Below are 21976 nucleotides of genomic sequence, written 5' to 3' on the forward strand. Positions count from 1 at the left end.
CATTTTAATTCAAGATATCCCGTTTCGTAAAGACAAGGAATGACACAATGAGTGAAGCAATGCCCCAAACACTAAGCACAATAAGGGAAAAACCTAAATTCATACCCTCGATTGGAGGTAACCCGCCAGACAAATAATTCGGAAGTTCGAGGTTAACCATGAACAAATACTTCGCGGTCTGCCAGGACGCTGCCATACTGGTCAAGATTGTTCCTGCAATCAAAGCGGCCATCATGATAACAATACTTGCAGCAGTACTGCGCACAAGCACAGATACCATAAATGCAAGCATAGCCACAATTACACTCACAAACCAGATCAGTCCTGCCTGCATGAGCATATACAGCCACTGGTCTACAGCATGCACTGCCGACATATCGACATCTGTTCCCACAACTTTGAATCCTGTGAAGATTGGCATGTTGAAGCCTTTATAACCAAAAACCGCACCCGATATGACATAACATATAATGTAGGCTGATACCACTATGATCGAAACAAACATAATCAGCGTAATTAATTTACTCAGAAGCACTTTCCAGCGTCTAACCGGACGCGTTAAAAGCATTTTAATCGTACCTGTCGTACGTTCACCAGAAACAAGATCTGAAGCAATAGCCATGATTAACAGTGGAATAAACAATCCAACCGCGTTGTTCATGAACTCCCGCGTAAAGGTGACACCGCCCGGTTCTTTGGGATTGATATCATTCTCAAGATAATACTGCATCTGCTGGATATATACTGTTCTATATTTTTTGTACTCTTCAGGTACCCGATCGCTACCGAGCGAATTTTGATTGTCTGTGATGGCCTGTTGCAGTTCAAGACGCCAATCGCCGCCAAACTTGTCGCGATTATTCTCCGCAGATTTCATCTGGGCATACGTAAACATCGGTACGAGGACCGCAAGTACAATAAATATAATATAAAGCCGTTTTTTCTTCACCATCTTAATCGTTTCATTGCGGATCAGCGGCATGATATTACTCAATGGATTCACCTTCTGTCATTTTTAAGAATAGTTGTTCAAGCGTAGGCTGAATCCGCTGTACCCCTTCAACCTGTACACCAGCTTGAACCATCTGTTGCACCAGATCAGGAATTCGATCTTCGTGCATCTCGGCAACCACAGCGTTGGGACCAAGGCCCGCAACAATGGTATCATCCATCACATCCGCAGGTCGACCTACCAGAGCAATGCCTGCATCCTGCAACATTTTTTTGCCTTGCTCCAGTGGTGAAACATGCCATATAGCCAACTTCGAATGATCTTCAATCAGTTCGCTTACACCTCCAACAGCAAGCACACGCCCAGCACTGATAATGGCTACTCTGTCACAGAGAAGCTGGATCTCACTTAACAAGTGACTGCTGACAAATACAGCCATACCTTCGCTGGCAAGTTGCTTAATAAAGACACGAAGTTCCTTAATCCCTTTTGGATCAAGACCATTTGTCGGTTCATCCAGAATAAGCAGACGCGGTCGCCCAAGCAGCGCTTGTGCAATACCGAGCCGTTGACGCATACCCAATGAGTACGTTCTGACTTTATCGTGAATCCGCTGATCCAGACGCACAATATCTACAACTTCCTGAATTCGTTCATTGTCCACACCTGGTTGCATGCGAGCGAAATGCTCCAGGTTCTCCCACCCTGTCAGATATGTATATACCTCCGGATTTTCAACAATCGAGCCTACATACTTCAAAGCACGCTCAGGGTCCCGATTCACATCATAACCACAGACTTTAATTTTTCCTTCTGTTGGTTTGATCAGATCGACCAGCATCCGTATCGTAGTTGTTTTGCCAGCACCGTTGGGACCGAGAAATCCGAAGATTTCACCAGGTTTTACGTCAAATGTAACGTCCTTAATGATCCATTTGCGTCCGATCCGCTTTTTCAGATTCTGTACGGATAGGACGGAATCATACTGCTGCTCTGCCATTTAATTTCCGCTCCCTTCTGCCGGTGTATCTGCCTGGAATTCCTGTGCAATCCGAACTGCAATTTGCTCATAACCTTGTCCGTTGGGATGGAAATGATCTGACGAGAGATACTCCCCCAGATGATTTTCAAACAAATCGAATGTAGGGACCAGTGTCATCTTGTCCTCATTGTTCAAAATAGCCAGTGCAGCATCGTTCCATGCAGCCACCACTGCATTACCCGGCTTCTCCAGTTCCTTCACATCGCCAAATGGATTGTACAGCCCTATGTACGCAATCTGTGCATCGGGATTAATTTCTTTGACTTTCTTCAATATCTCTTGAAGGCGCTTCGACGTTTCCGGCAAAGCCGCTGCCAGCTGCTCTGCTGTTGGCGGATCTTCCCCCTGTAGAACTTGTCCTCCCTGGAACAAATCATTTGCGCCGATCGAGAGCAAAATAAAATTGGATTGTTGCAGGACATAACGCACGCCTTGCTCATCGAGTTTTTCCAATAAAGCATCTGTTCTCAAACCGTTTACACCCAGATTATTAAGAACCTGAACGTCATATCCTTTATCTTTAAGCAGGTTCCCTGCACGTCTCACAAAACCGAGTCCTTCATCATCCCCCGTGCCTCTTGCCAGGGAATCGCCGATGACGGCCATCCGAATCTTGCCATCTTCCACGACAGCCGGTTTCCCCTCAATCTCCTTAGATGGAGCAGTTGCCTCCTGGCCTGTCGTTAATGCGGAATCTCCCTCGGGAAAAATCACGTCTTTTATGGCGTATCCAAATCCAAATAACAACAGCAAAGTTGCCAAGATGGATACTGTACTAACAGTTCTCCAGATCCAGGGTGCTGAATCCAGGCTTTTTTTCTTTTTCATCATCACATCTCCACTCATGTACACCAGTTCGGGTGCTTTATAATTTTATAATTTATAATGACTTTACATTAAGGCGTGTCTGAAAATCCGCTTACTTCGGAGTTTTCAGACACGCCCTGATGATGCTATTCCTAAATAACATAAATGTTCTGTCGTTAATTTGCAAACTTTGGCGCTGCATTCGCAGAATTCATTTTTTATATGTCATTTTACGGAAAAAAGGTTATGCCATACACAGATATGAACTGTGTACTGGCATAACCTTTTGGAAAAGAAAATCATACTTTCTTCATTATAAATCGATTACTTACCGATAAACTCTTGTGCCCAGTATCCGTTGTAGAAACCTACACCGATATGCGTAAAGTTTTTGCTCAGAATATTGGCACGGTGACCTTCACTATTCATCCAAGCTGTAACCACTTCCTGTGGTGTTTTTTGTCCTTGGGCAATGTTCTCACCTGCATAGCTGTAAGTTACTCCGAATTGTTTCATCATATCAAACGGAGAACCATACGTAGGTGACTGATGATCAAAATAGTTATTGTTACTCATATCTTTTACTTTAGCAACAGCTACTTTGTCCAGAAGTGCATCTGAAGTCAGTGCGTTCAGACCTGCTTTAGCACGCTCAGCGTTCACAAGTTTTACAACTTGAGTAGCAAAGTCGGATTGTGTGCTTTCGCCACCATTATTACTTGTATTGTTACCTGTGTTACCCGTGTTTGAAGGATCTTTAGCCGGTGTAGTTTCCGGTTTTTCTTCTTGAACTGGTTGTGTTGGTTTAGTCGGTTGCTCCGGCTTAGTTGTAGGCTCAGCAGGTTTTGTTGTTGGTTGAGTTGGTTTTGTGGTCGGCTCAGCAGGTTTCGTCGTTTGATCAGGCTGCGTAGCAGGTTTCTCTACGATTTGCCCCTCGGATACGGTGTATCCATTTTGTTTGAGCCATTTCTCAATATAAGCTTTCAAGCTGTCTGTACTTGTAATTTTGTACGTTGTGATAGTCTTATATGTTGAATCTGCAGCAGACGCGGAAGCAGGAAGCATTACCCCTACGGCCAGTACGGCTGTCAGACTACTCGTTACGACAGTTTTCATCCATTTCTTTTTCAATTTCATTCATCTCCTTAAGATTAGTTATTACAACTTTGTAATTAATACTCTAGCAGTATATCAATTCAACAGGGGATTGTGAACCTATAAAATATGGAAAAGTAACTTTTTTGTCATTTTTTAACCATAAAAAAAAGACATTCGGACTAAAAATGCTAGTCGAATGTCGCTTCACCATCTATTTATCATTCACCACACCAGAATGTGCAGATCAGGATATCATGAGAATTTCCATGCAATAGAAGAAACTTTATTTGTACTATAGAAGAACTTTACTGAACCGATAACCTCTCTTCTGAAAACCAATGTGCTCATAAAAAGAGTACGTTGTTGAAGTCACTTCACGGTTTGCACCCGTGACAAACAGTTGTTTACCACCTTGCTGTCTGCCCCAATCTTCGGCACGAGCCATCAGACGACGGCCAATCCCACCACCACGATGATCTTGACCTACAATCAGGGAAGTAATTTGTGCGGCAGGTTCTGGATAGGCATGACTTTGCACACATTGCAAGCCAATCACACCAATAATTTGTTCATCCACTTCGGCAACAAGCATGCATGCGTTTGGATTGGTTTCCAAACATTCAATACGTTCTTTCATGACATTGGTTGTTGTCGGATAGCTGACCTCTCGCATCAGTCCCGTTACCGCTTCAGCATCTCGTAGCTCACACTCTCGGATCATCAGTACAGGGGCCTCAACATTATTGGACATGATTTACCTCCACTTTCAGCATATTAGCGGCTTGCACCGCTGTTTTACGAGCTTCTTCCACATCTTGACCAGCACTTAAAGCTACAGCCATTCGGCGTCCTACTTTGGTCTCAGGTTTGCCAAATACACGAATCTGAGTACGAGGAAGAGCCAGTGCTTCTTCAATCCCGCCTACAGTAAAGTCAGATGTTTCATCATTAGCCTTCAGCGTTGCTGAAGCTCCCGGTGTCAACAGATGTACACCTGTGACCGGAAAACCAAGAATTGCACGTACATGCAGCGCAAACTCGGAACTGTCTTGCGTCACCATTGTAACCATACCTGTGTCATGTGGACGAGGAGATACCTCGCTGAACACAACACCATCCGATGTGAGGAACAATTCCACTCCAAACAGTCCATACCCGCCAAGTTCATCCGTGACGGATTTGGCAATATGACAAGCTTGCTGCCATTGCTCAGGAGTCATTGCATGAGGCTGCCAGGATTCGACATAATCCCCATCCTTCTGAATATGACCAATCGGAGGACAAAATACGGTGCCTGATACAGACCTAACGGTAAGTAATGTAATCTCACTGTCAAATTGCACAAAGCTCTCCACAATAACACGAACGGATTTGCCACGAGCCCCCGAAAGAGCAATGTTCCAGCAATCCTCCACGTCGCCCGGTGTTCGGCATACACTCTGCCCTTTGCCGGAAGAACTCATTAATGGTTTAATGACACAAGGTGTGCCAAGCTCACGTACGGCTTCCTGAAGTTGTTCCAGGTTGTCCGCAAAAAGGTAATCAGCTGTCGGAAGTTTCAATTGTTCGGCTGCAAGCCGACGGATGCCTTCGCGATCCATCGTTAGACGTGCAGCTCGGGCAGTAGGTACTACACAAAATCCCTCTTCCTCAAGCTCCAGTAAAGCTTCTGTTGCAATAGCTTCAATCTCAGGTACGATGTAATGAGGTTTTTCTTTACGGATCAATTGTTTCAAAGCTTCGGCATCCAGCATGTCGATGCAGTAAGACCGGTGCGCGACCTGCATTGCAGGTGCGTTCTCATAACGATCAACAGCGATCGTCTCTACTCCCAGTCGTTGGGCCTCAATAACGACCTCTTTTCCCAATTCTCCACTGCCTAGTAGCAGCATTTTTTTGGCTTGAGCCGTAAAAGGAGCACCCCACATGTTCTTTCCAATCCTCCCAAAGAGAAATCTTCTATATCTGTCTCTCTATTTTCGGGGTTTTGGTTAAAGATTGCAAGAGTGCTCCCTATTTTTCTTGTGAATTTTACAAGATTTTTTGTGTTTTTTCGATCAAATTTTACAATTACTGCTCACAGATTCGATACTCCTTCCATTCCTCCCAAAATTAAGGAAATGTCAAAAGAGCAGACTTTAATATTCCAGTGAACATGAATAAGCAAACAAACCCCAAGTTTATAACCTTGGGATTTGCTTGTTTTTTTCTCTGAAAATTTCATTATGGGAAGAAACATAGGCCATTTTGGGTGCGTCTGGCGTCATATATTGTTTCGCACTATTTACAGCTAGAATCGCATCGTTGAAGGCTCCGGCAATAAGTCTGACTTTGCTATCGTGAGTTGCACAATCCCCTGCAGCAAAAACACCCGGCAGACTCGTTTGTGCATGGTGACTCATTAGAACCATTCCATCGTCCATTTCTAAGCCACAACTGGCAAGATCACTTAAATTGCTTTTATATCCATGACTAACTACGACTTCATCCACATCTAACAATACATTTTCCTGACTCTCCATATGCGTAATTACAACCTGATGGATACGTTCACCATGATTATGAAGCCGTGTGATGCTATATGGTGTTCTGACATCCGTTACATTGTTCATCTCGCTAACATTGCGTTCCATTGCACGAAACTCATTTTTTCGGTGGACGACCACTACGCTCCGTGCAAGTTGAGCAAGTTCAATTGCCCAATCTACTGCACTGTTGCCTCCTCCTGAAATGAGCACACGCTTCCCGGAAAAATGTTCTGGATTTTGCACGGTGTAATGAAGATTTTCATACTCACATTCCATTGGCTCTTGAAGCTCCAATTTTTGAATTTCTGCGATACCGCGGCCCACTGCAACAATGATTGTACGCGTATAGTGTATGTCGCCTTCAGCAGTATACAGAGCCAAAATCTCGTTGTCCAGTCGAGCGAACCGATCTACTTTGCAATTCAATTCAACCGTTGGATTAAAGGTATTCGCCTGCTGAACCAGATACTCAATCAACTTTGAACACTTCATTGGTGGCAGGCCACCCACATCCCAAATAGTTTTTTCAGAATAGGTATGCAGAAAACCACCAAGTTGGTCTTTGCCGTCAATGATCTTAACTCTCATATCACGCATCCCGGCATAAAAGGCCGCATATAATCCCGCCGGTCCGCCTCCGACGATGGTTACATCATAGATATCTTCTTCATTCATTTTAAACACACCTTGTTAATTTAGTTATGAATTCGAGATACATGTAACTTTACCCGTTTGCTTTATTTGTTTTTTGCTTCAAAAGCAGCAACAATATCATCAATGACATATTCATCGGCAAGTGGAGACATTCCCAGATTGAACCATTCCTTGCCACCCACCATATAGACGTGGTCCTGTTTGACTGCTTTCAGATTTTTCCATAACGATGAAGATAACATATCTTCAAATTTCTTTTTAATTTCCGGATTAGTCTCATCATCCAGCTGAACGATCAGATGATCTGCGTCGTATTCAGGCAGTACTTCCAAGGATACGGACATGGCAGTTTGATCTTTCGGGAAATTAGGAAGTGGATTCATTCCCAATCGTTTATGGACAAAGTTTCCTCGGTCAAGGTTCTCCCCATGAAGTACGATTTCTTTTTCCATCACTCTAATGTAGAGAACAGTCTCCTCACCAATCAGCTTATCCAATTTGGCAGCAGCTACCTTCTCCTTATCCACCAAATCCTGAATCACCTTTTCTGCCTGTTCTTCTTTGTCCAGAATTTTGGCCATATCCCGCAGTTCATCGCGCCAATCATCACGCTGTGGCAAAAGTACGATAGGTGCTATCAGAGTAAGCTGATCATAGTCCTTTTTGGACCACCAGTCAGGGGCGATAATCAAATCCGGACCTGCCTCCATCAGGGCTTCAAAGTTAGGCGTTCTTCCTATTCCCATTTTCATCGTGTTTGCGAATGGCTCTTGCAAGTAAGAAGGAAAATCCTCATGGTAGTTCTGTACAGCAATGGGTACGATGCCAAGTGAATATAAAAATTCTGGATATACAACGGACAAACCAACTATTTTTTGTGGGTTCACCGGAATTTCAACTTCTCCCATTTCCGTGTTCACTTTTTTTACCTGACTTGTTTCTGTTGTTGAAGAATTGGCCGTACCCGCTTCTTGTCCCTCGCTTGAGGATGCTTCATTGCCTGCTGCACCGCAAGCCGAAATAATGAGCACCAACATCATGGTGCATAGTACCGTTAACCATCTGAATCTCATTCTTTATGTACCCCCTATATGGCATTTAGTTATGACAACGTCTAATTAATAATAATTATCATTATCATTTGATATAGGAGTAAGTATATTAAAATATGTTCAGGTATGATATTGACTATTCAGACTTTTTGCTATGGACGATCTTGCCATAACTTTAATATTTCATCCAACATAAGTTCATGGGTAAACGCAGTGTAGTCCAGCAGGACGCTCGACAAAAGCATATCCATTCTGCCATTCTGTACCGCTAACAACGCAAGCCATTCTTCAGACTTACGCAAAGCAGACCATGTCTGCCTGGATGTCTCATCATCACCCACAATCAATAATATTCTTTCCACGTTGAGAACAGACAACTCCCTAATGGTTACTGTGCCCCGTTCCCAATAAGTCTCAACTCCTTCGGGACCCTCCATTTGCATATCAACGTAAAAAACGGAAGCAATGCTCCTTGGGCCTAACATCTGCAACGCTTCACCATAAACTTTGAGTACAACTAATCTGTCTTTTCGTATGAAATCCTCAAGCTGATCCTTTATGGTCGTTGCCTTCTCTTCATATCTTTGAAGCCATACCTCTGCAATATCAGACCTGTCCAAAAAGCTTGCAACATATCTCAAATGTTCTCTCCAATCGCCTTTTTCCCACGGGAGGTCACACACAGGAGCAATGGAATGAAGCTGTCTTTGCAAATCCTCAGACTCCGTCCCAACAGTAATAATATAATCAGGTTTAACTAATCGAAGCTGTTCCAGCCAGGTTGTCTCACTCTCTGCGAGTGGCATAACTTTGTCCGTTTCATATTTACGTCGGTAATAGTATGTCCACGGATGACTTGCCGGCGCGGCACAGGGGATGATCTGCAATGCAAGCAGTATACCAATGCTCACAGAATGAATTGCAGCAATTTTTTGTTTGCTATTACGTATAAACGCTGCTGGTGGAATGCCAGAGATTTGCTTGAACTTACGCCGGAAATACGTCTCATCCTGATAACCCACGTACGATGCCACATCCTTGAGTCGATAACTGTGATCATTTCTCATTAAGATCTGGGCTTGTTTAATTCGATATAGCGTTAAATAGTCAACAGGACTATAACCATACCTTTTCTTGAATAAACGCATGAAATGTCGAGGGCTCATTCGTGCCACATTTGCTAGTTCCTCAATGGTTAATCTCTTCGAATAATTCTGCTCCATGTAACCTTTGACATGTTCAATTGGTGAAGCCAGGTCCGTCTTTTCGGTAAAGGCCACATCGTAAAACATGGTATACAACAGTTCCTGAAAACGAATCTGACCATAGTACCTTTGCAAACCATCCTTCTTCAACGTGTGGTGGTAAATCATCTGACAGATCACGCCAACAGCAACGGGTGAAGATGAGCTGACCTCGCCATTTACTTCATTACGTAAAAGTTGCTTCATCATATCCAGGGCTGTTCCACCCTCCTGCTCCAGTGCGTACATGACATCAAAACTCATGTGATACACGCCTCTTTCATCCAACGAATGCACATTTGCCTCAACCAGTTGCCCCGGGAAGCCTACATACAGTCCGCCCGCCTTCAATTCGATGAAACTGCCATCTATCTTTAACCACCCTTGCCCACTGGCTACAAATAATAACATGTATGTTTCAATGAAGTGTTTCCTCAGAAGCCACTCCGTCGCAGGATCACTCGTATAATTCACGTGAAGGAGTCTAAAATTCATATGATCCAGGTGATCCAAATGTTTTGAATTTATTTCGTTGTTGTCCATCTGCATTGATCTCCCTCCAGCCATGAACGATTGTATTGATTTCATTCTTCAAAAATATAACATACCACACTAACGAATAAAAAAAACACTCCGGCTATCCTCTAACCTGTCTTCAATGAATAAGATGCACTTATTATTGAAGGATCAGGCTAAAAAACACCAGAGTGTTATAAGTTCATATGTGTTCAGACGCTTAACAGGCGTCCGAAGGTTTCATCACAAAAATCTGTATTGAGCTTCTATTAATCCATTATAGACGCCTTGTTTTTGGATCAGCTGCTCATGGTTACCCTCTTCTTTAATTTCACCATGATCCAGGACGATAATGTTATCTGCATTCCGGATGGTTGAGAGACGGTGAGCGACCATAAAGGACGTTCTTCCCTGCAACAGCACCTTCAACGCTTCCTGGATTTTAAGCTCTGTCTCCGTATCAATACTGGCTGTAGCTTCATCCAGAATCAGTATGCGTGGATCAGCAAGCAGCGCACGGGCAAAGGATAACAGTTGTCGCTGTCCCATGGATAATACGTTCCCGCGTTCCTCTACTTCAGTATCATATCCGCCAGGCAGCTTCATGATGAACTCATGTGCATTGACTGCTTTGGCTGCATCCTCCACCTCTTCATTCGTTGCATCCAGTCGTCCAAATCGAATATTGTCACGAATCGTACCCGAGAAGATGAAGGTATCCTGTAATACAATGCTGATCTGGCTGCGTAAACTCTCTACTGTTACATCCCGCACATCCTGTCCGTCAATGGTGAGACGTCCGCCGGATATATCATAGAAACGACTGATCAGATTGATGATCGTACTTTTACCCGAGCCCGTATGACCAACAAGTGCAATCGATTGTCCCGCAGCCGCTGAGAAGCTGATTCCTTTCAGCGCCTGTCTGCCCTTCTCGTATTCGAACACCACATTTTCGAATGCGATATCTCCTTTAATAGAAGGAAGTGGCTTGGCACCTGGTTTATCAGCAATACTTGGTTTTTCATCCATGAATTCGAAGATACGCTCCGATGACGCCATTGCAACCAGCAACTGATTGTACATCTGTCCCAGACGGTTGATTGGGTCCCAGAAGTTGCCGACATAGTTGGCAAAGGCAACAAGTAATCCCACGGTTAACTGGTCATGTTGAATCAGGTAAGCACCAAACCAGAAGAGGATTAATGTACCGAATCCGCCGGTAATCTCAATCAGCGGTCCAAAGCCCTGGTTCATCGCTGATGCTCTATCCCATGACTTTTTGCTAGACAGATTCATGTTGTCAAAATATTTTATGTTCTCTTTTTCCTGTGTGTAAGCCTGAGTCACTCGAATCCCCTGAATGGATTCATTCAAGTGGGAGTTAATCCGAGAGTTCTTCATGCGCACATCCTGCCAAGCCCGACGGATCAGCACCCGCAGTTTGGTCGAGATGATAAACATGATTGGCACCGTAATGATCACGGCAAGACCCAGTTTCCAGTTAATCAACAGCAAGATCACAATGATCCCGAGCAACTGTACGCAGTCGATCATGACGTTAACTGCACCGTTCGTGAATAGATCCTGAAGGGAGTTAATATCATTCGTAACACGTACCAGTACGGAACCTGCCGGTCTTTTGTCAAAGAAGTTAAAGGACAGCTTCTGGATATGCTTGAACAGATCCGAGCGAAGGTCATAAATAACACGCTGTCCGATAATGTTTGTCAATTTGATCCGGTACGTATTGGCAGCCCACTGGATGAGATACAACACAAATATGGAGCCTGCAATAAGATAAAGCATAGTCATGCTTGGCAACCCCGTTGCCGGTGCGATGGCACGGTCAATCGCCAGACTGATCAGAAAAGGTACGGACAATTTTGTAATGGTACCCAAGATCATCATTAGAATAACGAGTGGTAACAGTTGTTTCGCATAAGGTTTCATGTATGCAAATAAACGTCCAAATTCTTTCCAGTTAAACGGTTTTTCAATAATTTCATCATCCTGATACACAAATCGTTCATTCAGTTTCTTCTCAGAGGCCACTTTTGCCTCGCGCCTGTCTGCTATCGTTTCGGCACTCATGAATTCACCTGCTCCCCAGCCTCCCGCTTACCGCGGGCAATATAATCTGCATATTGAATTTTATAAACATCCTGATATGGTCCAGGCACTTCAATGAGTTCGGTATGTTTACCACGTTGTACCACGCGACCTTCATCGAGCACCAGAATCTCATCTGCATGTCGTAGTGAAGATATCCGGTGTGCAATAATAAATGTCGTTCTGCCGCGCATAACTTCCTGGAAACCGGACTGAATCTCGTGTTCTGTCTCCATGTCCACGGCGCTGGTTGCATCATCAAGTACCAGAATTTTTGGATTTTTCAGCAAAGCCCTTGCAATCGCAATCCGCTGTTTCTGTCCACCCGATAAACCCATACCGCGCTCACCAACCACCGTGTCATATCCGTCCGGGAACTCCATAATGAAGTCATGAGCCTTGGCCAGCTTGGCTGCACGGATGATCTCATCCATGGTGACGTTCTTAAGCCCGTAGGAAATATTATTACGAATGCTGGATGAGAACAGGAATGTTTCCTGGAAAACAGAAGCGATCTGACTCCGCAAACTGCGGATGCCTATGTCTTTAATGTTTTTGCCATCCAGCTTGATCGTTCCCGAGTTGACGTTATATGCACGCATCAGAAGCTGAATGATGGTCGATTTACCTGACCCTGTACCCCCGAGGAAACCGATTACAGAACCGGGTGCAGCGTCAAAATTAATATCGGTTACCGCTGGCATTTTGTTGCCGTAGGCAAAGGTAACGGATTCAAATGTCACATGACCGTTCACCTGGTCTGCTTCCACAATGACCGGATCTTGCGTTTCTTCCACATCCACTGGCGTATTCAGCAGTTCGAGCACCCGTTCACCTGAAGCTTTGGATTGCGTATAGTTGTTGATATGGAACCCAAGGTTCCACATTGGACCGATTATGTACCAGATCAAACTGAAAAAGGCAACGAGTTCACCAAGTGTCAGCGTCTTCTGTATAACCATTCTTCCACCGATCACCAGCAACAGCACGATACTCACCGAAGCAAGAATCTCCATGATCGGAAAATAGCGACTCCACAATGTTGCGGCATGAATCTGATTTGTCTTGTAACGCTCATTACGTATGGAGAATTTCTCCACTTCATAAGGCTCACGTGCAAAGGATTTTACCGTACGTACGCCAGTGATATTCTCCTGTACCGCTGTTGTCAGTGAACTGAGCGCCAGCCGCATCTCCTGAAACGCAGGGTGAATTTTGGATTCGAATCTCAGCGCAACGAAGGCAAGTAATGGGATGCATACGAGTGTGAACAGCGTAAGCTGCCAACTCATGGTCATCATCATGATTGCGCCGAATACGACCATGAAAACCATGTTAAGAATCTGGGCGAAACCAAATCCGATAAAGTTACGGATGGCTTCCAAATCTCCCGTGAGGCGGGACATCAGATCACCTGTCTTGGCCGTATCATAATAACGGAAGGATAAAAATTGAAGCTTTTCGTAACATGCATTACGAAGTCTGTACGCCAGGAAGTTACCCAAGCGTCCTCCAAAAAAGCCATGTAAAAACTGCATTCCCGCTTTCAAAATAACTACACCTAACACAGTCAAGGCAATTATGGGAACGTCTTCAAAAGTTCGCGGAACAATGATGTCATCAATCAGTATCCTCAGCATGTACGGATACACTAACCCAAGTGCGGTCGCTAAGGCGAGGAACAAGATTGATACAAATAAATACGTTCGCTTTTCCCAAAAAAAGGTTTGCAGTTGCCTAAGAACATCCATGTTTCTCCTCCTCTTATGTCGTTCAAAAATACTATGAACATTTATGAAGTTTATCACCGTACCCCATTCGCGGCAAAGCGAATAACAGACCATATTCTGCCTGCTTTCAGCTTATTGACGCATTAACGAAGGTAAATACCCACCTTTCAATCAAATGTTTGAATATTCTCTTTATTTCAGGTTGTTCGTACCAAAAAAAGGCTCCCTATATGCCTTTTCGGCAGGGGCCTTTTTGGGTTGATTTTCGCAACATTTTCAATGTGTTGCTGTATCATTCATTTTGTTTTACAAAGACTTCCAGAGAATACGTGTTATGCCGTGATTTTAACTGCGTTCAATCTGTTCCAGTTGGTTAGACAAGCTGGTCCATTGCTCCGCCGGAATTCCGCTCTCCAGTGTATCTTGAATTCCACTCACCGCCTCGTCCAGACGTTCTTCCAACTGACGGGATTGGTGTTGCAAGGATTGACAAATCTGGTTGTCGTAAAACTGAATCAGCTTGTCTTGTGCAGCAGGAAGAACTTCAATGATCATCTGTTTGAGGACAGGATCAAGTGCCTCTTGTAATCGCTGACGTCCATCTCCTTCGAAGAACTGTTTCGGATTGCGGAAATAATTCAAATAGCTTTTCCATCCAGACGGTTCTTCCAGACGAACTTCTTCAAGCACAGGTGTACTCCAGCGTTCGTTCAGTGGCAGTGACACATCCACGCCTCCAGATAACTCTCTCACCTCGTCTATACAATCCGTAACTTGCTTCATCAGCCAGGTCTGACCTGCCTGTTCAAGTCTGAGGGTGGTAGCAAGCAGTTCCTGCTCCAGTTCAATGGCAATCATACGTAACAGTTCACGTCCACAGGCTGCAAAAGCCATCTTCAGATTGCCCCGATCCTCCCGAAGTACGGATGGATGGAATGCTTCTGCCATGAATAGACCAAGGCGATAGGCAAGTCGCTGCCGCACATGGAAGAGCAATTCTGCTGTTTCCTGTGACAATTCTTCCTTCATGGATCTTGCTACAAGTTGCTGTATGCGCTGGCGTGACTGTCCCTGGATCATCTCCAGTTCATCCCGCCGTTGCTGCAATACTTCCTCCCCCTGAGCCGCATCTTCCGCACGCTTCTTCAACCGCTGAATGACACGTGCCATCTCTTCGGAAGCTCCACCTACAGCAAGATCGGCTAATTCTCTGCCTGCAAATTGGTTGAACTCTTCCTCAAAACGGATAAAACCGGATTGCTCAAGCAACTTCGAATCACCTGCCATCTTGCCTTCCATCGCCAGTATGCTAGATACCGGGAAGAGTCGTGGTGCCCGAATTCCATTACTGCGCAGTTGGGTACTCACATGATCGAGAACCTGCTCCAGTTCTTCCTCAGAGGAAGACAAGTCACTGGCATTCACAACAAAGAACATCTGATCCATGGCAGAACTATCTTTAACACGTCCCAACTGATTCAGGAACTGTCGATCTCCTTGTGAGAAAGCATGGTTGTAATACGTTACAAAAATGAGTGCATCCGCATTCTTCATATAATTGAAGGTTACACCCGTATGACGAGCATTCACGGAGTCCGCTCCTGGTGTGTCTACCAGTACAATGCCTTGTTCAGTCACATCGCAACTGTAATAGAGATCGATACTGTCTACAAAACAGGACTTCTTCTCGTTTGCGACAAAGTTACGATAACCGTCCAGATCCACCAGCACATCCTGACCTAACTGGTCCGCTGTTTCTTCCCAGCCGGCTGCTGCCGCCTGTAAAAAGCTGTAATGCGGGCGCCCAGCGGGGTGTACATCCTGTGGTGAGAGGGAACGTACTCGCTTCTGCCACTCCGCTCCAGGCTCACCCAGTCCGAGCAATCGGAAGGAATAGCCGAGATCTTCCTGGAAGGCGTCCCGGGTCTTCATGCGGACCCGGGCTGTTCCATGCTCCGCGCCCCCGGCAGGAGCCATGATTCGGTTAATCGCCGCTGTTGTTGGATGCGGCGAGACGGGTAGTACAGCTTCGCCTAGCAACGCGTTGGCGAAGGAGGATTTGCCGGCGCTGAATGCTCCGAACAGCGCCAAAGTGAACGTGCCGCCCGCAAGCGAAGCCGCGCGTGCACGCAGATCCCGTACCGCCGACCCCATGGCGGGGTACGGCTCCACCAGCGCAGCAGCGGCTTCGAGTCGTGCCGCTGCTGCGTCCAGGCGTCGGCGGCGTTCAGCGCCAGCCGCCGCCGATGGCCCAGGCACCGCCGCTGCGGCTGCGCGCTGCTGCGGCGGTGCCTCTGGCGTCTGTGGCTGCGCAGCCACAGACGTTGACGTGCCCGCATGCGAACCGGGAGCTTCGCCCGGTTCTGGCACCGCGGGCACGTGCGGCCCTTCACCTCCGGCAATAGCCCGGAGGGAAGGGGGCCCGCATGGGGCAGCAGGCTGCGCAGCTCTGCTGCCTCTGCGGCGGCGCTGCGCTGGAGCGCCGTGTAGCGCGCCGCCGCCGCGGATTGCGCCAGCAGCGCTGCGCGGCTGGCGTCCAGCGCCTGAAGCGCGGCTTCGCCTCGCGCTGCCAGCGCCTCCAGCATGCGGTCGGCCAGCATCATGGCCGACTTGCGATAGCGGGCCTCAATCTCGCCCCGCACATCTTTACTGAACTGAATCACATACTCTGGAGATACCTCTGCACTGGCACTGCGTTTCATCTCCAATAGTGCTTCATCTACAGCAGGCAGTTCTGTATTAAGCGACTGCTCCCACTCCGCTCCCCATAGCTGATGGGATTCACCCAGCTGTCTAAGCATTGTACGAATATGTACCTCAACTTGTCCGGAAGCCTGATCCTGTAACAGTCTTACCAGCTCAGAAGCACGACGTTGTTTCTCCTGCTCGGTTTTGCCACCTGAGAACAATAAACCCACCCGGAAGCCCGGTTTGCGGCTCTCCAAATAGGCAGCAGCCGACGCACGAATATCCGCAGGAGTAAGATTTGCATTTGCCAGAAGAGGTTCCAGCTCTGCCCGGAATTTCTCACGCACTCGCGAAGGCCCGTTACGAATGTCTGCTGCTTGTTGATCAAGAAGCTCCAGCTCTCGTTCCAAGCGTTCAATTCCTTCCTTGCCACCAATCTCATCCAGCAGGGAATTCTGTTCGTCTTCACGTTTCTCCGCTTCTCTCGTCAGATGTTGCTCCGTTACATGACTGGCCGAACTTGCCAAACTGTGCGTAATTAAAGCTTCCTTCTCTTGCATCATGTGTCCAATGAGTTCCGGAAGCACATCCCACTGGTTGTAGCGATGCTGCTTGTCGCGTAGGGAAGTAAATAACAGTCCGTCATATCTGACTTCCCAGGCCGCAAATATAGCTTCGACACCTTCGGTATATTGGTCAAAAGAGAGCTCACGCTCCCGATGCTTGTCGATCTGGTTCACGATCAAAAACAACGGTTTGCCCCAATCCGACAGACTCTTGGCAAATGAAAGGTTTGTCTCGGACTGGACATGGTTATAGTCCATGACATAGAACACCACATCCGCCAGATGGAGCGCTGAATGGGTTGCGAGACTATGTCCACGATCTGTTGAATCCACACCTGGTGTATCCAGCAGGACAGCATCATCTTTCAGCAGAGGAATATCATCCCATACCTCAATTGAGCTATATGCTCCACCATTTTTGCAATACGCCTCCAATTCCTCTGGAGAAACTTCAAGTGTTCCTGCTCCATTGTCAGCGCTTACGTTTGGAGTAGTATAAATAAGCGCTCTTGGCTTACCATTACGTATGGATACCACATTTGCACTTGTTGGCACGGGACTTGAAGGCAGCACCCGCTTACCGCATAAACTGTTGATGAGACTCGATTTGCCTGCAGAGAAATGACCACAGAACGCAATCGTCAGATGTTTCATTTCCGCCTTGCTGATTAAATCCGTTATAGCCTGTACAGCTGTATGGTCCCCTGTCTGCTCCATCGCTTCACGCAGCGGAAGCAGAGGTTTGGCCATTTCTTTTGGGTAATCTGTTCTGGACATGACTGGCCTTCCCCCTGGCTCCTCTAATTTGACATCCGTTTCGACGTCTATCTCTTTTACAACATTTATTTTAACATTATCAAGTTTGAATTTGAACGGTTGGAATTGAATATACATAAATGGACGTATAAGTTCTATAATCTAAAAAAAATAAAACCGAACAAGTCGGTTTTATCTGTAATACGTTTTATACTCGGTATTTAGCAAATGCTCACGCCAAGGGTCTGTTGCATGAATGCGATGTGATCACCTTAACCACAACGATCCTCATGACATTAATACAACAGAAACAATAGTGTAATCACTTCTTATGAAACTGCGTTCTCCATGGAAGGCAGCAAGATTTCAAATACTTGTCCATGTTGCAGAATTGTAATGTCTCTGCCTTTGTCTCTCATAACAACAACTTCTGGTTTAACGGACATACGCTCCAGATAATGTTCAGGCACGTCGCCAGAGTGGCTTACTGTGATGCCTTCTACTTCTTTTTCTTCATTTTCAGCCATTTCCTGTTCAACGATTTGTTCAAAGATATCGGAGAAGGCCTCAAAATTGTCAGTGTACACGGAAATGCATTTCATGATTATTCATCCTTTTCTGCTCATTAATTTATTTTTCGTTTTCGGGTGGTGACACGTTCCTTATCTTTCCTGATTTGGGACGTTTTCATACGTTTTTTCCCTTCCCTGCATATGTCCAGCAATGGACAGATATGACACGCAGGGTTCTGTGCCTTGCAATGGTAGCGTCCAAAAAATATAAACCGGTGGTGAGTTAAAGTCCACTCGTCCCGGGGTACGCGCTTCATTAGTTTCTTTTCGACTTCAAGTACGGAGTCATCCCAACCTGCAAGCGCCAGCCGCTTGGATACACGTTCAACATGAGTATCTACCGCAATTGCCGGTACTCCAAACGCATTGGAAACAACTACATTCGCGGTTTTCCGCCCGACACCTGGTAGCGTCACAAGCTGATCATGTTCCTGCGGTACATCACCGCCATACTGCTCTATTAAAATTCGGCACATGTTCTGAATATGCTTGGCCTTGTTCCGGTACAAACCGATTCGCCGAATATCCTGTTCCAACTCTTCGAGAGGAACTGCCAGATAATCTGCTGGGCTTCTGTACTTCTGGAACAGATCTGCGGTTACCTTGTTCACCGTTTCATCGGTGCACTGGGCAGACAAAAGGACAGCTACCGTCAATTCAAATGCATTGCTGTGATTTAATTCGCAATGTGCATCAGGAAACATTGCTTCCATAGTTTCGAGTATATGTCTAACCGTCGCTGCATTCATGAAGAGCTACCTCCCACAAAATGACTCCACTCTGCGGAGCCTTACTTCGAAGCTTCATCCGAGTACTTTGCGGGGACCTCAAAAAGCTTGCAAAAAAAACGTCTTGATGCGGGAAAGATCCCGTATCAAGACGGTCATTCTTTTGATCCTCGAAAAGAAACGATTACTGTTTTTGAATCTCCAGAATAACATTGTTCAGGAGATACAATACAATATTATCATTATCTCTGAGAGATTGCACGCTTAAAGTATTGTCACCCTGGTGAACAAATACACTTGATCCGAGTGCAAAACGATAGTTTGTATCTGCTGTCGTTTCCCGTTTAACCAAAATCTGGTTACCCACGCCATCATAAGACCAGAATTGTTTGCTCATAACAGTTAGTACTCTGAAGCGTGTGGAATTATCCGTATCTTTTGTCATTTCCACACGATCTCCGACCGTAAGACTTGTCAATGAAGTTAATGTGGAGCCAGATTTTACGACTTTAACAGAACCGCTAACAGGCACGGTTTCAGTCTGGCCGTTAAACTGTTTGAGCGTTACAGATGAAGCATCCACCGCTGTAACTTCAGCCAGCGTACGCTTCACGACTTGAACCGCTTTTGGCGTAGCTCCTTCAAACGTTACATTGATCAGGTTGCCTGCTGTCAGTTGTGAAGGCGTGATCGTCTGACCACTCTCTCCTGTCAGTACCGCTTGATCCACGTAGAACTGACTTGTCAACAGATCGGATTTTACTCGAATACGACTATTTGCTTCCAAGGCAACCACTTCGAATTGAGCCACAGTGTTCAGTGCAACCTTCTGCACTACATCCTGATTTGCTCCAAGCGTTACGGTCACTTTGTCACCAATCTTCAAATCTCCCAGACTTGCGCCCGATTTGTTATAGATCTCAACCGTAGGTGCTGTAGTATAAGGCACTGTAATCATCTGATTACCAGACAACACACTGATTTTTCTGCCCGTTGTGTCAATGTTGCTGATCGTACCTTCATACTTGTAAATCACTTTAACGGACAACGCACGTGTTCCCACATAGGTCAGATCCAATTTGCGACCATCATTTAAAATCGACTCCAGACCAGCGAGTGTAGGTTTGGTCGTATTGTAATCCAGTTTGGTTTTCTCATCCAATGTAAATACAAACGGTTTTTTGTTGTTGTCCAACACGGTAAGTACCTTTGTTTTGCTGTTGTAAGATACAACCGTTACTCCGTTCATAGGTTCCATTTGACGTCCAATCACCTGAATACGCGTTACCTGGTCGTCAGAGTTCAATGTCAACTCCACCTGATCCCCGTTCGTTGCATCCGTGATGAGATCATTCAGCGTTGCATCCTGAATGCCATTGATAATAACTTCCGGCTTTTCAGTCAGCAGTTTCGCCTCAAGGGAACCCCCTTCACGTTTGAACGTTAACGTGGACTGGTTACCACCGATCTCAACCAATGTTCCGCGCACAGATTGCTCCACACCTTGAGACAATGTAATAGTTTGCAAGACACTGTCCTTTACGGTGTATTTCACGGCACTACCGGCTTTGAGATCAGCCACTGACATGATACGGTTTTGATATGTGATAAGCAGATTGTCATTGTATGCAAACTGCTCTGTTGCACCCGCTGCATTGACAAGTTTGATCGTTTTGCCAGAAGAGGATACTTCAGCAATTACACCATTGTCACTCTTGTTAACAATGCCGGATTTCACACGAATAGCAACTGTTTTTTTGTCAACCGAGAACGTCTCACGCAGTACTTCGATGATGCTATCTGCCGTAATATCGGACAGTTTGATTGCATTACCATTCTGATCGATGAATGCAGTTGCCTCATCATAACTGTACGTTTCGTAATTCTCGCCCACAAAGATACCAATTTTATTACCAGACAATGAACGTGCAAATGTACCTTCAACACTTTCCACCTGCGGTGTAGCATCAACAACTTCTACATAGGAAGCCCCACCTGCCGAACCTACAACCATAACTTTTGTATACAGCTTCACATCTGTGGCGGAAGCACGAGTTTCACTGTCTTTCGTAAAGTAAGGCGTACTGCTGTTCACTGCGAAGTTAACGGCTTTGCCGTCCACAACCAGCGTGATCTGCCCATCTTTCAATCCTGTCACATAACCCGTGGATGTGTTCAGGTACGTTGTATCCGTTAACGATTCACCACGACTGAAGAAGGTAGCCAGTTGAGCACGGGTTACGGAACCAGTTGGATTGAATTTGTTGCCTTCCACACCTTTGGCCAGATCCAGGCTAACAGCCAGATTGACATAACCTTTACCACTTTCGGAAATACTTGCATTATCAGCAAATCCGGTAGATTGATTGTTTTGTGCCTTCGCTTCAGCATCCTTGTCCAATGAACGGATTAACAATTTCGTAATCCATTCCCGTGAAGCCGGTTTTTGACCCCAGGAGGTCTTGGATACATCCACCGTTGATTCTTCCGTTTTGTCAATCAGTCCCAGTTGAAGTGCCAGCGCGACATATGGCTTGAAATAATTTCCCACTTCCATGTTTGTCGGTAATGCCGCAGCCGTGTCGGTATTCAACTGGCCCTCTTGATTCATAAAACGGATTGCCATCGTTACAGCTTCTTGCTGTGTTACCGCGTCTCCTGGACGGAACAGGCCGTTGTTACCGAGAAGAATGCCTTGATATGCCAGTTTGTACACATGTTTTTCAGCCCAGTATCCGGCCTTGATGTCACTGAACAAACCAGTTGGTGCAGCCGTATTTGTTATTGCAGCAGTCTGACCCTGCCCCGTTTCTGTTGATTCTGCTGCCATGGCAGCTCCGCCGGCGCTAAGGGCCATCATGCCTGCAAGCACGGCTGATACTACTTTTTTAGAGTGTGATGTATGGTTATATTTAAAAGTCACCTATGATT

At 45.7% G+C, this 21976-nt stretch carries 14 protein-coding genes and 1 pseudogene; all 15 read right to left on the minus strand.

Annotated elements, in window-relative coordinates:
- Positions 1-4: 4 nt before the first annotated feature.
- Positions 5-994 (minus strand): ABC transporter permease, encoded by a 990-nt coding sequence (locus MHH92_RS18295; protein ID WP_036613298.1) that lies wholly within the window; start codon positions 992-994, stop codon positions 5-7.
- A complete protein-coding gene (locus MHH92_RS18300) occupies positions 987-1952 on the minus strand; it encodes an ABC transporter ATP-binding protein (RefSeq protein WP_253501298.1) in 966 nt (321 codons plus the stop codon). The genes MHH92_RS18295 and MHH92_RS18300 overlap by 8 nt, the downstream gene beginning before the upstream one ends.
- Complete coding sequence (locus MHH92_RS18305; RefSeq protein WP_340905454.1) at positions 1953-2825, minus strand: GDSL-type esterase/lipase family protein; 873 nt, start codon at positions 2823-2825, stop codon at positions 1953-1955.
- 300 nt (positions 2826-3125) lie between these two features.
- Positions 3126-3932, minus strand: a complete 807-nt coding sequence (locus tag MHH92_RS18310; RefSeq protein WP_253501301.1) for a CAP domain-containing protein — start codon at positions 3930-3932, stop codon at positions 3126-3128.
- A 259-nt stretch (positions 3933-4191) separates the two neighbouring features.
- The gene (locus tag MHH92_RS18315) at positions 4192-4650 is read right to left on the minus strand and encodes a GNAT family N-acetyltransferase (protein WP_253501303.1); all 459 of its coding nucleotides are present in this window, start codon (positions 4648-4650) and stop codon (positions 4192-4194) included.
- The gene (gene purT / locus MHH92_RS18320; protein ID WP_047843517.1) at positions 4640-5827 is read right to left on the minus strand and encodes a formate-dependent phosphoribosylglycinamide formyltransferase; all 1188 of its coding nucleotides are present in this window, start codon (positions 5825-5827) and stop codon (positions 4640-4642) included. The genes MHH92_RS18315 and purT overlap by 11 nt, the downstream gene beginning before the upstream one ends.
- Before the next feature lie 252 nt (positions 5828-6079).
- Entirely contained in the window at positions 6080-7102 is a 1023-nt protein-coding gene (locus MHH92_RS18325; RefSeq protein ID WP_253501305.1) for an NAD(P)/FAD-dependent oxidoreductase, read from the minus strand.
- Between the two features lie 62 nt (positions 7103-7164).
- On the minus strand, positions 7165-8154 hold the full coding sequence (locus MHH92_RS18330) for an ABC transporter substrate-binding protein (RefSeq protein ID WP_340905458.1): 990 nt from the start codon (positions 8152-8154) through the stop codon (positions 7165-7167).
- Between the two features lie 131 nt (positions 8155-8285).
- Positions 8286-9926 carry an AraC family transcriptional regulator gene (locus MHH92_RS18335; RefSeq protein WP_340905462.1) on the minus strand — a complete coding sequence of 547 codons (1641 nt, stop codon included), beginning with the start codon at positions 9924-9926 and terminating at the stop codon, positions 8286-8288.
- A gap of 210 nt (positions 9927-10136) precedes the next feature.
- Complete coding sequence (locus MHH92_RS18340) at positions 10137-11987, minus strand: ABC transporter ATP-binding protein (RefSeq protein ID WP_340905464.1); 1851 nt, start codon at positions 11985-11987, stop codon at positions 10137-10139.
- Positions 11984-13756 carry an ABC transporter ATP-binding protein gene (locus tag MHH92_RS18345; RefSeq protein ID WP_340905466.1) on the minus strand — a complete coding sequence of 591 codons (1773 nt, stop codon included), beginning with the start codon at positions 13754-13756 and terminating at the stop codon, positions 11984-11986. The genes MHH92_RS18340 and MHH92_RS18345 overlap by 4 nt, the downstream gene beginning before the upstream one ends.
- 324 nt (positions 13757-14080) lie before the next feature.
- A pseudogene (locus MHH92_RS30630) lies at positions 14081-17739 on the minus strand (dynamin family protein).
- 335 nt (positions 17740-18074) lie between these two features.
- A complete protein-coding gene (locus tag MHH92_RS18360) occupies positions 18075-18347 on the minus strand; it encodes a hypothetical protein (RefSeq protein ID WP_017687779.1) in 273 nt (90 codons plus the stop codon).
- A 23-nt stretch (positions 18348-18370) separates the two neighbouring features.
- Complete coding sequence (gene nth / locus MHH92_RS18365; RefSeq protein WP_036607558.1) at positions 18371-19066, minus strand: endonuclease III; 696 nt, start codon at positions 19064-19066, stop codon at positions 18371-18373.
- Between the two features lie 163 nt (positions 19067-19229).
- Positions 19230-21968 carry an S-layer homology domain-containing protein gene (locus MHH92_RS18370; protein ID WP_340905472.1) on the minus strand — a complete coding sequence of 913 codons (2739 nt, stop codon included), beginning with the start codon at positions 21966-21968 and terminating at the stop codon, positions 19230-19232.
- Positions 21969-21976 lie beyond the last annotated feature (8 nt).

Origin of the sequence: Paenibacillus sp. FSL M7-1414, from assembly GCF_038003195.1 — a bacterium.
Lineage (GTDB): Bacteria > Bacillota > Bacilli > Paenibacillales > Paenibacillaceae > Paenibacillus > Paenibacillus amylolyticus.

Coding starts and splice junctions, on each gene's coding strand:
- MHH92_RS18300 (WP_253501298.1), bottom strand. CDS start 1,952: ATGGCAGAGCAGCAGTATGATTCCGTCCTATCCGTACAGAATCTGAAA.
- MHH92_RS18305 (WP_340905454.1), bottom strand. CDS start 2,825: ATGATGAAAAAGAAAAAAAGCCTGGATTCAGCACCCTGGATCTGGAGA.
- MHH92_RS18315 (WP_253501303.1), bottom strand. CDS start 4,650: ATGTCCAATAATGTTGAGGCCCCTGTACTGATGATCCGAGAGTGTGAG.
- purT (WP_047843517.1), bottom strand. CDS start 5,827: ATGTGGGGTGCTCCTTTTACGGCTCAAGCCAAAAAAATGCTGCTACTA.
- MHH92_RS18325 (WP_253501305.1), bottom strand. CDS start 7,102: ATGAATGAAGAAGATATCTATGATGTAACCATCGTCGGAGGCGGACCG.
- MHH92_RS18330 (WP_340905458.1), bottom strand. CDS start 8,154: ATGAGATTCAGATGGTTAACGGTACTATGCACCATGATGTTGGTGCTC.
- MHH92_RS18335 (WP_340905462.1), bottom strand. CDS start 9,926: ATGCAGATGGACAACAACGAAATAAATTCAAAACATTTGGATCACCTG.
- MHH92_RS18340 (WP_340905464.1), bottom strand. CDS start 11,987: ATGAGTGCCGAAACGATAGCAGACAGGCGCGAGGCAAAAGTGGCCTCT.
- MHH92_RS18345 (WP_340905466.1), bottom strand. CDS start 13,756: ATGGATGTTCTTAGGCAACTGCAAACCTTTTTTTGGGAAAAGCGAACG.
- MHH92_RS18360 (WP_017687779.1), bottom strand. CDS start 18,347: ATGAAATGCATTTCCGTGTACACTGACAATTTTGAGGCCTTCTCCGAT.
- nth (WP_036607558.1), bottom strand. CDS start 19,066: ATGAATGCAGCGACGGTTAGACATATACTCGAAACTATGGAAGCAATG.